Raw genomic sequence first — 14,989 nt, 5'->3', positions numbered from 1 at the left:
AGCGCGGACATTCGAGACCGGCGGAGCCCGGCTGCCGTGACCTCATGACTGCTGATGCGCGATTGCCTGGCTGGAATCGTTTGGGCGGTGTGGCAGGTAGTTGGGTGACCGCCATCGGTACGGATGCCGGGGGCGTTGCTGGGTTGTGGTATCCATGTGGCCGTCGAGCGGCAACAACATGTGTCGATGGGGAAGAACGCCAATGGAATCCAGGACCGCCGGCATGTCCGGCGAGCTGACATCGCGGCTCCTCGAAAGTCCTTTGTGGACGGATGCGATGGTTCATGAGTCGGGCATCGAGGTGCGAGATGTTCCCTTCGTCACCGTCGGCGGTGGGATCGGGTCGTTCGTCACCGTCGACTATCTGCGGATCGCCGGAGTGCCGACCGGCCAGATCGCCGTGCTGTCGAACATCGACCATCCGTGGCAGACCTATCAGTACCTGACCCGGGTGTCGCAGATTCCGGTGCCGGAGCGGATCCGGTCGGATTCCTCGTCGCGGCCGGACAACATCTGGGGCTTTCCGTCGTACGCACTGTCGGAGGCCTGGCGCGAACGCAGCGTCCGGCCGCTGCTGCACGTGCTCGGTGAGCCGATCTTCGCCGATTACTGGACGCCACGGGCCGGGGCGGTGTTCGCCAGCCTGGAACGGGAGTCGGCGCGGATCGCGTACCCGGACATGCTCGTCAAGGGTGTGGTCCGGATGGTCCGTCGCCGGGCCGGCGGCGGCTACTTCACCATCCTCACCCCGCCCGCCGGAACCACGTCAACCAAACGCGTCGCCTACCGGTCACGGTTCGTGCACATCGCCGTCGGCTATCCCGGGCTGAAGTTCCTGCCCGATCTGCAGGCGTTCCGGGAGGAACACGGCGACTTCCACCACGTGGTGAACGCCTACGAGCCGCACGAACACGTGTACGAAAGCCTGAAGACGGCACCCGGTACCGTGATGGTGCGCGGCGGCGGGATCGTCGCGTCGCGGGTGCTGCAGCGGCTGATGGACGACCGCGAGAAGTTCGGTCTGCAGACCGAGATCGAGCACGTCTTCCGGACGTTCGTGACGGGCTCGCACGGCCCGCACCGGTGGTCGCGGCGTAAGGGCGGGCACGGGTTCGCCTACCAGGGTTTCAACTATCCGAAGTCGGTGTGGGGCGGGCAGCTCAAGGCCAAGATGCGGAAGCTGGACGGTGAGGAGCGCGCCGCCGAGTACCGGCGCATGGGCGGCACCAACACCCCGAAACGGCGCCGGTGGCAGCAGCAGATGCAGGCCGGCCGGGACGGCGGCTGGTACCGCGCCTACCGGGGCCTGGTCGATGAGGTGCAGCCGGGAAACCGGCTGACCAGCATCGTGCAGCGCGACGACGGCGTGCAAAGGATCGCTTCCGACTTCATCATCGACTGCACCGGGCTGGAAGCCGACATCGCCGACCACCGGCTGCTCAGCGATCTGCTCACCAACGGCGGAGCCGGGCGCAACCCGCTGGGTCGTCTCGAGGTCGAACGGACGTTCGAGGTCAAGGGCACGGCCAGCGGTGACGGGGCCCTGTACGCCTCCGGGACCGCGACGCTCGGCGGCTATTTCCCCGGCGTCGACACGTTCCTCGGGCTGCAGGTGGCGGCACAGGAGATCGCCGACGACCTGGCCCGACGCGGCTGGGCACCTCGGCTCGGGCCGCTGCGCTCGACCGCCCAGTGGATTCGCTGGAGTCTCAATCGGCCGGTGGAAGGAAGTGCCTCGTGGTCCCGATCCTGATCGGCCGTATCCAGACCAGGTTCTTCCTGATCGCGCTGGTCGGCTCACTGGTCACCCTCGTCCTGGTTCCGCTGCTGCCCCTGAGCTACCGGGACGCGTTCGTGGTGCTGTTGGCGGTCGCGGTGATCGGCATCGGCTGGGAGCTGCTGTACCACTTGCTGATGCAGTTCCGCTGGGAGAAGGACTGGCCGACGCTGTTCGGACTGCTCACCGGCGTACCAGAAGGGCTTTTGCTCTGGTTCCTGCTGAAGGCCGGCGCGGTTCCGCTGATCGGGGCGGTGCCCCCGGGATGGGCCTTCGCCGTGCACTTCGGGGTGGTCTGGGTGGCTGTCTGGCTCGCCGCGAACGGGCCGATGCGGGTGCCGTTCCTGCGGTGGCGGTTCCGCGGCGGGAGGCTGGTGTGAGCATGCGGGTGCGACTGCTGCCGGGCGCCGGGCTTGTCATCCGGACCGGCCCGCTGCTCGCGGTCTGCGCGGACGGGGGCGCCCAGACCGATGCTCTGGTGGCGCTCGTGCGGGAGATCGCCGCCGAGGCCGGAGATGCTGCAGGCTCGGTGCTGATCGCCCGGCTGGCCGGTCGGCTCGGCAGCGACGGTCCGGATTGCGCGGTCGCCGCTCTGGGCGAAAACCCCGCCGTTCTGGTACGAGGGGGCGCGGTCGCGGTGGCGGACGCCCGGCAGGGCACTGTCGAATTGCGGGGGCCGATCCTGCAATTCCGGACGATCGACGGCCCGCTGTCGACGTTACGGCTCAGTCTGCCGGGCAGTGGTATGCCGGATCCCCGGACCTCTCTCGAAGCCGGGGTGGTCAGCGGCGCCGGCCTCGAGGCACAACTGGAACAGCCGGTGGAGCCGGCCCGTCCGGAGGCCCCTGCCAGCCGGGCCATGGTTCCGGCCCGGCGGCCCGACCGGGCGGTTCCGTTCGAGGCCGTCATCCTGTTGCCCGGATACGCTCCCGATCCCGGCCCCGCACCCGAACCGCCGCAGCCCGCCACCCAGGCTCTGGTCGAAGGTGTGCTCTGCCGCGACGACCACTTCAACGACCCGGATCAGCGGTACTGCCAGATCTGTGGCATCTCGATGGCCCAGCTGACCCAGGTGTCCCGGCTCGGGCCGCGGCCGCCGCTGGGGGTACTGCTGCTCGACGACGGCAGCACGCTGCGCCTGGACACCGACTACGTGGTGGGCCGTGACCCCGACGTCGACGACGACGTCGCGGCTCAGCGGGCCAACCCGATGCGGATCACCGGCCCGGCCAGCGGCGTGTCCCGCCGCCACGTCCGCGTCCGCCTCGAGGGGTGGCACGTCGCCGTGGTGGACCTGAACTCGGCGAACGGCACCTTGCTGCACCGCCCCGGCGCCGCCCGGCCCGAACAGCTCACCCCCGGTGTGCCCGCCGTGATCACCCCGGGTACCCGGATCGACCTGGGACCGCGCTGGTTCCGCTACGAGTCTCACCGCAATACGTAGACGTGAGGGACATCAACAGGTGCAGGGAATCGCAGACTACGAGTTCATCCGCCCGCTCGGCTCCGGCAATCACGGGTACTTCTTCCTAGCCCGGCGCCCGCGCCGGCTGCCGTTGGACGTCGAGTTCGTCGCGGTCAAGGTGCTGCACGCCGAGTCCAGCGACGTGGCGTTCCGCCGGGCCACCCGGGAACTGGCCGCATTCGCGGCGGTGCGCTGCCCGCACCTGGTGACCCCGATCGACGCGGGGCAGCAGGACGGCGTGTTCTTCTACTCGATGGAGTACCTGCCCGCCGGGTCACTCGCCGACCCCGCCGAGCCGTACACCACGGTCCAGGGCTTGCGGGCGCTGGCCGCGGCCGCGCGGGCCGCCGCGGCCCTGCACGCGGCGGGCATCGCGCACCGCGACATCAAACCGGGCAACGTGCTGCTGCACCCGGACGGCGGCAGGCTCTCCGACCTGGGGCTGTCCCACGTGTTCACCGCGGGGATGACGGTCACCGGGATGGGCGCTCTCGACGCGATCGAGTACGTCGACCCGGCCCTGCTGCTGGGCGGCACCCCGGGCCCGGCCGGCGACGTGTGGTCTCTGGGTGTCGTGCTGCACCGGGTGACGAGCGGGACCGGCGTCTACGGGGATCTGCCCGAATCCGACGGCCTGCTCGCTCTGCGCCGCGTGCTTTCCACCACCCCGCGGGTCAGCGACAGCTTGCCCGGACCGGTCGCAGACCTGGTACGGCAGTGTCTCGGCCCGGCGCACCAGCGGCCGGACGCTGCCACCCTCGCCGACCGCATCGCCGGGATCCAGCCGTGACCTCACACGCGGTGGGTCAGCTGCTGCTCGGCCTGGCGGTCATCATCGTGCTGGCGCGGGCACTGGGCGCGCTGGCCCGCAAGATCGGCCAGCCACCGGTCATCGGCGAGATCATCGCCGGCATCCTGATCGGGCCGAGCATCTTCGGCACCCTGGTCAGCGACCGGCTGTTCCCGGCCGACGTGCGTCCCGCGTTGGCCGGGCTCGCCAACGTCGGCCTGGTGCTGTTCATGTTCATCGTCGGCTACGAACTGGACCAGAGCCTGGTCCGCGGCCGGCAGCGGATCGCGGTCAGCGTCTCGATCGGCTCGATCGTGGCACCGCTCGGGCTCGGCGCCGTGCTGGCGCTGTGGCTGGCCGGCCGCCACGACGTCACCGACATCCTGCCCTTCGCCCTGTTCCTCGGCGCCGCCATGGCCGTCACCGCGTTCCCGGTCCTGGCGAGAATCGTCACCGACCGGGGCCTGATCCGCACCGAGGTCGGCGGCCTGGCCCTGGCCAGCGCCGCAGTCGACGACGTGATCGCGTGGTCCCTGCTGGCGGTGGTGGTGGCGGTCGGCACCGCCGACGGCGGCCTGCCCTGGCAGGTGCTCGGCATCATCCCGTTCCTGGTCGTGATGTTCCGCTGGGTCCGCCCCCTGCTGCGGCGCCTGGCCGTGGCCCGCGAACGTGCCGGGCGGCTCACCCCCGACGTCCTGGCCGTGATCCTCGCCGGACTACTGATCTCCTGCTACCTGACCGAGATCATGGGCCTGCACGCCATCTTCGGCGCGTTCGTGTTCGGGGCGGTGATGCCGCGGGCTGGTGGCGAGGCGCTGCGCCACGAGATCCTCGAACGCCTGGAACAGGTAAGCGTTCTGCTGCTGCTACCGGTGTTCTTCGTGGTCGCCGGCCTGCAGGTCGACCTCTCCACCATCGACGGCAGCACGCTGCTGGAACTGGCGCTGATCCTGCTCGTCGCGATCAGCGGAAAGTTCATCGGCGCGTACGCCGGCGCCAGGCTGAACCGGGTCGGGGCGCGGCAGGCCGGCGCTCTGGCGACGTTGATGAACACCCGCGGCCTGACCGAGATCGTCATCCTGTCCGTCGGGTTGCAACTGGCCATCATCGACCAGCAGATTTTCTCGATGATGGTGGTGATGGCCCTGGTCACCACCATGATGGCCGGCCCGCTGCTCGGATGGATCTACCCGAAGCGCGTCGCCGACCGCGACGTCGCCGCAGCGGAACGGGCGGCACTGCGCGGCACCGCCGGGTACCAGGCGCTGGTGGTGGTGCCCGACGCGGAGCCCGACGCCACAGCGGTCCTGGACCTGGCGACCGCGCTGGTCAGGTACCGCCGGCCGGCGACTCTCGCGCTGGCGCGGCTGGTGCCGTACCCGCCAGCGCCGTTGGAGATCGGCAGCGGTCTGCTGGAGATGAACCAGGCGATGACCGATCTGACCGCACTGGCGGCACGCGCCGGGAACGGACTGGACGTGCCGGTGGTGGCACGCTTCAGCAGTAACCCCGCGGAGGATCTCGCCGACATCGTCCGTGCGGGTGAGCCCGACCTGGTTGTCATGACCGACGGACAACCGGGCGGCACGCCGCCGGCAGGCACGGTCATTTCCCTCGCCGCCGCTCTGCCGGCGCCGCCCGGCGCGGTGATCGCTCGTCTCACCGGCGCCACCCGGGCCGACGCCGTACTGCGAACGGCCGCCGAGCTGGCGGCGGCCTACCAGGTCGCCCTGGTCGTCGACGCGGAACCGCCTGTCGCCCGCAGTCTGGCGGCGACCGTGCGGGAACTGCGTCGGCACGGCTTGACTGTGCGGGAAGGGCTGGGCGACGGCGAATCGGACGGGGCGATGGTCGTGGCGGCGGACTCGAGGGCAGGCGCTAATGTCGTGGTCCTTGCCGACGCCGGGACCGGTGCGGCCCCGGCGAAGTGGGCGTCCCGGTTGGGGACGCCGAACCAGGAAGCGACACAGGTGACCAGCGCATGACCGATGCCACCGGGCCGGTGGACGGCAGTCCGTTGAAGCCGGGTGACCCTCGGCGTATGGGACGTTATGAGCTGATCGGGCGGCTCGGTGAAGGCGGCATGGGCACGGTCTATCTGGCCGTGGCCCCGGAGGGCCGTCGTGTCGCTGTGAAGGTCATCAAGGCGGGGCTGGCCGACGATCCGCAGTTCCGGCAGCGGTTCCGCAGCGAGGTCGAGCGGGCGCAAGCCGTGCCACCGTTCTGCACCGCCGAGGTCCTCGACGCCGACCCCGAGCATCAGCAGCCGTACCTGGTCGTCGAGTACGTCGACGGTCCGAGCCTCGCCACGGTCGTCGCTGAGCAGGGGCCGCTGACCTCGCCCAACCTGCACAGTCTGGCCATCGGTGTGGCGACGGCTCTCACCGCGATCCACGGCGCCGGGGTCATCCACCGCGACCTCAAACCCGGCAACGTCCTGCTCGCCCCGGGCAGCCCGAAAGTGATCGACTTCGGGATCGCCCGCGCGGTCGAACAGGCCACCCAGCTCACCCGAGCCGGTCAAGTGCTCGGCACGGTGGCCTACATGGCTCCGGAACGCTTCGACGAAGACTCCGCCCGCTCCCTGACTCCGGCCGCCGACATCTTCGCCTGGGGCGCGGTGATCGCCTACGCCGGGACCGGCCGCAGCCCATTCGCCGCCGACATGCCGCACATGGTCGCGGTCCGCATCATGACCATGCCACCGAACCTGGACGGGTTACCCGGATCGTTGCGCGACCTCGTCGAACAGGCCCTCGCCAAGGACCCGGCCGACCGGCCCACCGCCCGGGAACTGCTGGACCGGCTTCTGCACGCCGGCCCACAACGGGCGGGGGACGCCACGTCCGTCCTGAATCAGCGGCCGGCACTGCGAGAGGCGGTGGCCGACGCCCAAGCCGCCGACGACAGACATGCCGTGTCGAGCCCGGCTTCGGTGACGACCCGGTTCCATCCGCGGCCGGCCCCGGTCGAGGAACCCGATCCCACGGTGGCCGTGCCCGCTGGTGGTACACCCGGGTCCGAGACGACCAGATGGGTCGAGGCCCGGCCGCAAACCGAAACGCCGAAGCCCCGGCAAGGACTCGGCCGGACAGCCTCCGTCGTGCTGGCCTTTACCGCGGTCGTCGCGGTGTCCCTGCTCGCGGGAATCGCCTCCGGCCTCATCCCGGTCAACCGTGACGACACCCGCCAGGGCGCCTCCGGACAGGCTTCCCAGCCGCCGGTCTCACCGTCGAGCAAGGCGGAGACCACGCCCGAAGGGAATACGGCCGTCGCCGACCCGCTGACCGTTCAGAAGAACTGGCGGGTGGTGCAGGACACGGCGAACAAGGCATCCTGCTCATTCGACGGCGCTCTGGTGGTGACGAAGAAGTCGTCCGGGCCGTACCGCTGCCTCGGACCACGCCGAACCTTCCGCGACTTCACCGTCACGGTGACGACCCGGCTGCTGACCGGGGACGGCTGCGCGGCGGTGTGGCTGCGCTTCGGCAAGTTCAGCACGTCATCGGACGGGGAGGCAGGACACCTCTTGGCGGTCTGCGCCGACGGCTACCGCCTGATGACCCACGGCCTCGGCAAGGATGGCGACATGGCCGAACTGGCAAAGTTTCCCTACGCCGCACCGGTGGCGCACGACGAGCCGATCACCGTCGGCATCACCGCCAAGGGCGACGAGTTCATCTTCACCCACGACGGCAAAGAGCTGGGTACCTGGCAAGACTCCACCTTCACCGAGGGCCGTGTCGTCCTGGGGGTGCTCAACACCTCCGACCACCTTCCCGCATCGGTCTCCTTCAACGACATCGATATCCGAACCTGATCAGGTTGGTGTCTGCCTGCCGATCGACGGCGGACAGGCGATCCGTGCGAGGAACACCACGCGGCCCTGAACGCCGCACGCGGCGGGGACCCCGGCGGCCGGAGCTCCTCGGCCGCCGGCATGGATGCTCAGCGCGACGGGGTTGCACCGTTCAGTAAGTATTGAGAGAGTCCGATGGTGTTGGCCATTCACCGAGGTGCGCCAGATTCGCGCGATCAACGGGGATGATCTATGTCGTACAGCCGGGCCGGCGATCTCACGCAACTCACCGAAGAGGGTGGGGCCTGCTCCGTAGCGCGCACGTAGCGGCACGGGCGGCGGCCACTCCCGGAGTGGACGAGTCCGGAGCCGTCACGGTGACGGTGGACACCGAGGGCCGGGTCGTCGCCGTCACGGTTGTCCCCGACTGGCGGAACCGGCTCGATGCCGAGAGCCTGTCCGCCGCGGTGGTGGCCGCAGTGCAGGATGCGCTGCTGCGGCGCCTCGGCGCGTGGGGCAGTCCTACAGCGAGGAGCAGGGCCTGGATCCCGGCCAGGTGAAGGTCCCACCGGCGGAGGACCCGGGCGCCGATCGAAGCGCCGTCGCCCAACACATCGGGTTCGATCCGGACGGACTTCAGCAGCGCTTGCACGAGATCGCGAGCGGGCAGATGCCGGAGAGTCATCGGGTGGCGGCGCTGACCCGGCTCTTGGAGATCGTCGAGGCGATCGAACGCGGCATCGACGAGGTCTCCAGCGGTCTCCAAGCCACCCTGGGGGCGACCCACACGGGGCACAGCCCGCACCGCGAGGTCACGGTCACCATGACCGGTGGCGGTGAACTGACCGGTGTGCGGTTCGACCGTGCCTGGTTACGGCGAGCTCACGACGCGAACATCGGCCGGCAGGTCGCTGCCACTTTCCGTGCCGCGTACGGCGAGGTGGCCGCGCACGGAGTGGACCAGCTCGTCGCCAACAGTTCGCTCGGCCAGGCGCGGCGCGCCTTGCAGGATCCGTTCGAGCTGGCTCGGTCCATGCGGATAACTCGATAGCTGTCGGCCGGGTAGAACGGGGGAACCTTCATGACGTTGCAGGTGGCGCTGGAAGCGCTGCGATCCGACGCGGCACGCTGGGAACGCGTCGCTCACGTCACCAATAGTGCCTCCGCCGGTGCCCAGACATTGGGCTTGAGCCCCGTGCAGCTGTCCTGGGCCAGCCTCGAAACGGGGCTGTCGAACACCTACGACTCTTTGCTGGACAAGACGGTTCGTCTTCTTGATGAGGCGACCGACGTGTACCGCGACCTGGGTACCACGGCGCTGCTGGCCTTGGTCGTGGGCTTGATCGGCGCGATCTGCTCCAGCGCCACGATCGTCGGACTGCCCGCGGCACCGTTCATCGCCTCCGGAGCAGCCCTCATCTGCTCCGCCTCGATGATCACCGGCGCCGAGATCCTCAAAGGTGTCTGCTCGTCGGCCGACGCCACGCTACGCCAGAAGTTCGACAACCCCGGGTTCCATGAAGGCCACTGGCCGCCGGCGGTCAAACCATGACCAGCCCACGCCCCGCAGCGCCCGGAAATGCTCTGCTCGGGCTGCTTCTCGGCATCCTCGTGCTTGCCGAAGCCGGTCTGGCCGCACTCGGCGCCCTGGTATGGAGCGCCTGCCACCGGCACAGCATCACCGCGGCGGAGGCCGCGTCCTTCACGGTCCTCGGCGTCAGCGCCGCCGCCGGCGCCGTCATCACACTCCTCGCGCTGATCGCAGTCGTGCGCGGACGACACGGGCACCGGCTCGCCCGCGCCGCTGCAGGGCTGCACTTTGCACGGTTGCTCGGCCTGGTGGTTGCGACCGTTCTCATCGCTGGACAGCTCGGTATCGCCGCAGTGGCAGGGCTGACCGAGACCTTCGCCCTTGCCCTCGCGGGCGTCGAGGTACTTGGAGCGTTGTACGCGACGACCGTGGTCGCCCGCCGGACTCGTCCTACCTGAGAACCGTCGTCATCGCCAGATGTCGTCCCAATCCCAGGCCGGAGCGGGGCTGCCGTGCGGGCGTCGCCGGCCGGGTTGTCGACCACGACCTGACCAGCGGTGGGGTAGACGGTCGGCCGCCGAAGCGCCCGTGGACGCGTGCGCTGAGGGTGACGAACCCACGGGGCGGCGCGCTGTTGCTGAAGACGTACCCGATGGCGCCTCCGCCGCGCCGGTCGTCCGCCTCGGCTGGGCAGCATGCCGGTTGCAGTCCTCAGCGAGAGTCTGATCCTGCCGATGAACTGTCGTGCTGCCGCGAGAGTAGGGCGAGAGGAGAAATGGTGGGCGGGTCTGTGGTCGCGCGCCGGATCCGTTCGGTCGCGTTCCTGCTGGGGCTACTGGTTCTGCTGCTCAGTGTGGTGGCCAGTGTGCTGACCGCCAGGCAACGGCAGGTTACGGCGCAGGACAGCACTCTGCACGTGACCCTGGGGCATCAGACTGAGGCGCTGGAGAACTACTTCGAGCGTGCCCGGGCGATCAACGCGGTGCTCGCCGACAATCCCGCGTTCACCGACTTCTACCGAGCGCCGGGCACGAACCGGCGGAAGATCGCGGCCGGAGGCCCGCTGCTGGACCGGGTCAACGGCGCTCTCGCGTACCTGGAGAAGCTGTTCCCCGGTCGTATCGGCGAGGCCTGCTTCATCGACAGTGACGGTTCGGAGATAGCGCGGGTCGTCGACGGTGTGCCGGCCGCGGCGGGTGACCTGTCGCAGGACGAGGCGGCCAACGCTTTCTTCGCCCCTACCCTCGCGCTCGGTGTAGGGCAGGTCTACCAGGCACGCGAGTACGAATCGCCGGACACCCACAACGCTGTCATCTCGAACTCCACATCGGTGAAGGCCGCCGGGCACACCGGCATCGTGCACTACGAGATCGCCCTGGACAGCTTCCGGATGCGCACCGGATCCGACGGCATTGCCGCCTCGATCATCGACGCGAGCACCGGCACGGTGATCGTCGACAGCCGTGCCGCCGTGATCGGTGACGATGACCCACTGACCGAGGTCGCTGCTGCCGACCAGGACCAGGGTGTGACGACCATCGGCGGGCGCCGGGTCGCCTTCCAGCGCGTTCTGGCCACTTCCGGCAACGCCAACGACTGGTATGTCGCGGTGTCCGCACCCGCGTTCGGGCTCGGCTGGACGCATGGGCTCGGCCTCGGCTCGCTGGCCCTGCTCGCCGGTGCGCTGCTTACCCTGCTGGTGTCAGGGATCAGCGGCTGGACCTATCGCCGGGCGATACGCCGTGCGGCCTCTTACGACCGGCTTACCGGCCTGGCGAACCGTGCCCTGCTCACCGAGCGCACCGAGACCGCCCTGCGTGGTGGCCAGCCGGTCGCTCTGCTGATGCTGGACCTGCAGAACTTCAAGGATGTCAACGACGTGCTCGGTCAGCGCCACGGCGACCTGCTGCTCACCCAGGTCGCCGGTCGGCTGTCCACCGCGGCACCAGCCGGTTCCACGGTCGCCCGCGTCGGCGCGGACGACTTCGCGATCCTGTTGGCCGGGCACGACCTCGATCAGGCCCGGGTCCAGGCCGAGCGGCTGCTCACGGACATACGTCGCGGATATCAGCTCGACGGCGTGAGCCTCGACGTGGACGCCAACGTCGGCCTGGCGAGCGGTCCCGAGCACGGCGTCGACGCGGAGACGCTGCTACGGCACGCGGACACCGCCATGCACCTGGCTGAGCATCACGGCGGCAATGTGCAGGAGTACGACCCAGCCGGGGACACCGGCGCGCCGCTGCGACTGGAACTGCTCGGAGACCTGCGTCGGGCGATCGAGTCCGGCGACCAGATCAGCCTGCACTACCAGCCCAAGATCGACCTGCAGAGCTGGCGGATCAGCGGTGTGGAGGCCCTGATCCGCTGGCAGCACCCGCAGCAGGGACGGATGGCGCCGGACTCGTTCATTCCGATTGCCGAGACGACCAGCCTGATTCGCCCGCTGACCACCCACGTGCTGGGCATGGCCGTACGCCAGGCCAAGGCTTGGCAGCAGGCCGGCCATCCGATCCCGGTCGCGGTCAACCTGTCCACCCGGTGCCTGCAGGACGTCGGTTTCGCCGGGCAGGTGCTCAGTCTGCTGCACGAGGCCGGGCTGCCGGCCGACCTATTGGAGCTCGAGATCACCGAGAGCATGGTGATGACCGACCCGGAACGGGCGCTGACCGTTCTGCAAGCGCTCCGGGCCGGCGGGATCCGGCTTTCCATCGACGATTTCGGCACCGGGCATTCGTCGATGGCGTACCTGCGGCGGCTGCCCGTCGACGAACTCAAGATCGACAAATCGTTCGTCCAGGAGATGACCGTCAGCCACGGCGGCTCCGTGCTGGTGCGTTCGGCGATCAGTCTCGGCCACAACCTAGGCCTGTCCGTGGTCGCTGAGGGCGTTGAGGATCAGGAGACTGCTGATGCTTTGCGTGAGCTGGGTTGCGACATTGCGCAGGGTTACCACTTTGCCCGCCCGATGCCGGCTGGCGACCTCGACCGGTGGATCATCGAACATCGCGCCGCTGCCGATAGGCGGGAGCAGGGCAAACCGATGATGTCGGTCTGAGAGGCGGTTAGTTAAGTCTCGTGACTATCTATGCCCTGAGTCCGTTTGGAGATCGTTGGGCGGGTTCACGATACATAGAGATAACTCGATGGCGTGAACGATGAATATCGGTCACGACCGGTTGTGTCGCGGTGAGGTTGGGCTGGTCATGGGTGATCGGAAGCCGTATCCGAGTGATGTGACCGACGGCCAGTGGGCGTTGATCGGGCCGTTTCTGGACGCGGGCCGGGCCAGGCGGGTGTCGGTCGCCGGCCAGCGCGGTGAGCAGGATCTGCGGGAGATCGTGAACGCGATCCTGCATCAGAACCGGACCGGGTGTCAGTGGGCGTATCTGCCGCATGACCTGCCGTAGAAACCGATCACGTACTACTACTTCGGGGTGCGCCACGAAGCGCCAGCACGCTTATGAGCGTGAATGAACCGAGAGGGGTGAGAGACCTCTCCGCCGGGCTGTCGCAGCAGCCTGGTTGAAGCTGGAGGCAGCCGGGCCCGGGGAACGCCGGGTCGGGTGGGAGCAGCCTCGACAACGGCGGGACGTTCCGGGACTACCAGACGGGGCGGGTCCGTCTAGCGAGGTCAGAAGGTGTAACGCGAGTGAACCAGTGGTCGAAGCCCCGTAAGAGTAGTGACGGCTCCAACCTGGTGGATATGGGCCGTATCGCAGCGCACGAGCTGTCCGGGTTTCTCGGGCAGGTCGACTCCGAAGCCGGATAGCGAAGTCGGTGGGGAGGCCACGGTGAATGCCTGCGGCGTAGGCGTGGCGAGGCTGTCGGGGTAGAGCTGGGCGCCTAACTGACCGATCGGTTGTTGGTGAACGTGGGAACCGTCCACGGTCGCCCTCCCACCGGACATCCCGTTCGGTGGTGGGCAGGCCCGTTGCCGGCTGTCGGCCGTGGGCGGGGCGGAGGACCCGTAGTAGTCCGAGCGTGCGAGAGGCACGTACATGGCGAAGGGGTCCAGCAGGTCAGCGGTTTTGGATGCTGGAACGTCAGGAGGTTACGCCGGTGAACACCGACGATCCGGAACTCGCCCTGCTCAGGGCGCAGGACCGGGTACTGAGGATCCAGACCAAGCTGCACCGATGGGCACGACAGGAACCTCATCGCAGGTTCGACGACCTGTTCAATCTGGTGACCGATCCCGCGTTCCTGCTGGTGGCGTGGGCTCGGGTGCGAGGGAACAGGGGTGCTCGGACGGCCGGAGTGGACGGGGCGACAGCACCGCTCATCGAGGCCGTGCGGGGAACTGAGAACTACCTCGGCGAGGTGCGAACTTCGTTGAAGGACCGCAGTTTCCGGCCACTACCGGTGCGGGAACGGATGATCCCGAAGACGGGCGGCAAGAAGCGCCGCCTGGGGATCGCCACGATCACCGACCGGGTGGTCCAGGTATCCATGAAACTGGTGCTGGAGCCGATCTTCGAGGCGGACTTCCTCCCGTGCAGCTACGGGTTCCGCCCCGGACACCGGACCCACGACGCCGTGGCCGAGGTACGAATGCTCTCGTCCCGCTCGTATGAGTGGGTGGTGGAGGGAGACATCACGGCCTGCTTCGACGAGATCTCACATCCGGCCCTGATGGACCGGGTGCGGAAGCGGATCGGAGACAGACGCGTGTTGGGCCTGGTCAAGGCGTTCCTCAAGGCGGACATCTTCGGAGAGGACCGCCGGCTGAGGGCCAGCCAGTTCGGAACCCCGCAAGGATCGATACTGTCGCCGCTGCTGAGCAATGTTGCGCTGTCGGTGCTGGACGAGTTCGTCGCCCGGCATCCGGGAGGGCCGCTCTCGAAACCCTGGCGCAGATGCGAACGGCGGGCCAAGGGCCTGCCGAACTGCCGCCTGGTGCGCTACGCCGACGACTGGTGCCTGCTCGTTGCAGGCACCAGAACCGACGCGGAACACCTTCGGGAACAGGCCGCGACCGTGCTCTCCGGGATGGGTTTGCGCCTGTCTCCGGAGAAGACGTTGATCACCCATATTGATGAGGGCCTGGACTTTCTGGGGTGGCGCATCCAGCGTCATCGCAAGCCGGGCACCGATCGGTACTACGTCTACACCTATCCGTCGAAGAAGGCTCTGCGTTCCATCACGGCCAAGGTGAAGACGGTGTGCCGGGAGACAGGCGTCAACCAGCCGCTCGATGTCCTGCTGGACCGGTTGACCCCGGCCCTGCTGGGCTGGAGCGCGTACTTCAGGTGGGGCGTATCCAGTTCGACGTTCAGCTACCTGCACCACTACACGTGGCACCGGGTCTGGCACTGGATCCGCAAGAAGCACCGCAAATCCGCCTGGATGTCACTTCTCCGACGCTACGGCGACGAGGGAGGATGGCCGACCACGGAATCTCACCGGTTGTTCGACCCCGCGACGATGGGCACCAAACGCTATCGATATCGCGGATCGAAGATCCCGAGCCCGTGGCCGACCGCAGGGATGAGGGAAACCGCACCGGCCTGACCGGGACCTGTGGAGAGCTGGATGCTCGGTAACGGGCACGTCCAGTTCGGAGAGCGGGTCGGGGAAACGGGCCAGCCGAAACGCTGGAACCGCGTCCCGACCCGACTCTACTT

General features: G+C 68.6%; 12 protein-coding genes and 1 pseudogene. All 13 read left to right on the top strand.

The features are described from left to right. Positions 1–277 precede the first annotated feature (277 nt). The 13 genes and pseudogenes from Apa02nite_RS46970 (at position 278) to ltrA (ending at position 14,876) form a co-directional block, all read left to right on the top strand. Complete coding sequence (locus Apa02nite_RS46970) at positions 278–1,753, top strand: hypothetical protein (RefSeq protein WP_239165068.1); 1,476 nt, start codon at positions 278–280, stop codon at positions 1,751–1,753. Continuing rightward, on the top strand, positions 1,738–2,157 hold the full coding sequence (locus Apa02nite_RS46965; RefSeq protein WP_203830943.1) for a hypothetical protein: 420 nt from the start codon (positions 1,738–1,740) through the stop codon (positions 2,155–2,157). Before Apa02nite_RS46970 ends, Apa02nite_RS46965 begins: the two co-directional genes overlap by 16 nt. A gap of 2 nt (positions 2,158–2,159) precedes the next feature. Then, complete coding sequence (locus tag Apa02nite_RS46960; protein ID WP_203830942.1) at positions 2,160–3,221, top strand: FHA domain-containing protein; 1,062 nt, start codon at positions 2,160–2,162, stop codon at positions 3,219–3,221. Between the two features lie 19 nt (positions 3,222–3,240). Then, positions 3,241–4,032, top strand: coding sequence for a protein kinase domain-containing protein (locus Apa02nite_RS46955; protein WP_203830941.1), 792 nt, complete (start codon positions 3,241–3,243; stop codon positions 4,030–4,032). After that, complete coding sequence (locus Apa02nite_RS46950) at positions 4,029–6,017, top strand: cation:proton antiporter (RefSeq protein WP_203830940.1); 1,989 nt, start codon at positions 4,029–4,031, stop codon at positions 6,015–6,017. Before Apa02nite_RS46955 ends, Apa02nite_RS46950 begins: the two co-directional genes overlap by 4 nt. A 56-nt stretch (positions 6,018–6,073) precedes the next feature. Beyond that, entirely contained in the window at positions 6,074–7,852 is a 1,779-nt protein-coding gene (locus Apa02nite_RS46945) for a serine/threonine protein kinase (protein ID WP_239165067.1), read from the top strand. A gap of 332 nt (positions 7,853–8,184) precedes the next feature. Then, positions 8,185–8,391, top strand: coding sequence for a YbaB/EbfC family nucleoid-associated protein (locus Apa02nite_RS46940; protein ID WP_203830938.1), 207 nt, complete (start codon positions 8,185–8,187; stop codon positions 8,389–8,391). A gap of 128 nt (positions 8,392–8,519) precedes the next feature. Continuing rightward, on the top strand, positions 8,520–8,882 hold the full coding sequence (locus Apa02nite_RS46935) for a YbaB/EbfC family nucleoid-associated protein (RefSeq protein WP_203830937.1): 363 nt from the start codon (positions 8,520–8,522) through the stop codon (positions 8,880–8,882). Positions 8,883–8,912: 30 nt separating this feature from the next. Then, on the top strand, positions 8,913–9,383 hold the full coding sequence (locus Apa02nite_RS46930) for a hypothetical protein (protein WP_203830936.1): 471 nt from the start codon (positions 8,913–8,915) through the stop codon (positions 9,381–9,383). Continuing rightward, on the top strand, positions 9,380–9,820 hold the full coding sequence (locus Apa02nite_RS46925) for a hypothetical protein (protein WP_203830935.1): 441 nt from the start codon (positions 9,380–9,382) through the stop codon (positions 9,818–9,820). Before Apa02nite_RS46930 ends, Apa02nite_RS46925 begins: the two co-directional genes overlap by 4 nt. Positions 9,821–10,137: 317 nt before the next feature. Then, positions 10,138–12,420: a putative bifunctional diguanylate cyclase/phosphodiesterase gene (locus Apa02nite_RS46920; protein WP_203830934.1), complete on the top strand. Its 2,283-nt coding sequence runs from the start codon at positions 10,138–10,140 to the stop codon at positions 12,418–12,420. A 148-nt stretch (positions 12,421–12,568) separates the two neighbouring features. Then, positions 12,569–12,769 (top strand): annotated as a pseudogene (locus tag Apa02nite_RS46915) (transposase); the annotation flags it as partial. 655 nt (positions 12,770–13,424) lie between these two features. Beyond that, positions 13,425–14,876 carry a group II intron reverse transcriptase/maturase gene (ltrA, locus tag Apa02nite_RS46910; protein WP_239165065.1) on the top strand — a complete coding sequence of 484 codons (1,452 nt, stop codon included), beginning with the start codon at positions 13,425–13,427 and terminating at the stop codon, positions 14,874–14,876. Positions 14,877–14,989 lie beyond the last annotated feature (113 nt).

It is taken from the genome of Actinoplanes palleronii (assembly GCF_016862315.1).
Lineage (GTDB): Bacteria > Actinomycetota > Actinomycetes > Mycobacteriales > Micromonosporaceae > Actinoplanes > Actinoplanes palleronii.
Note: the sequence above shows the minus strand (reverse complement) of the source record. Positions and strands in the feature narration are given on the sequence as shown.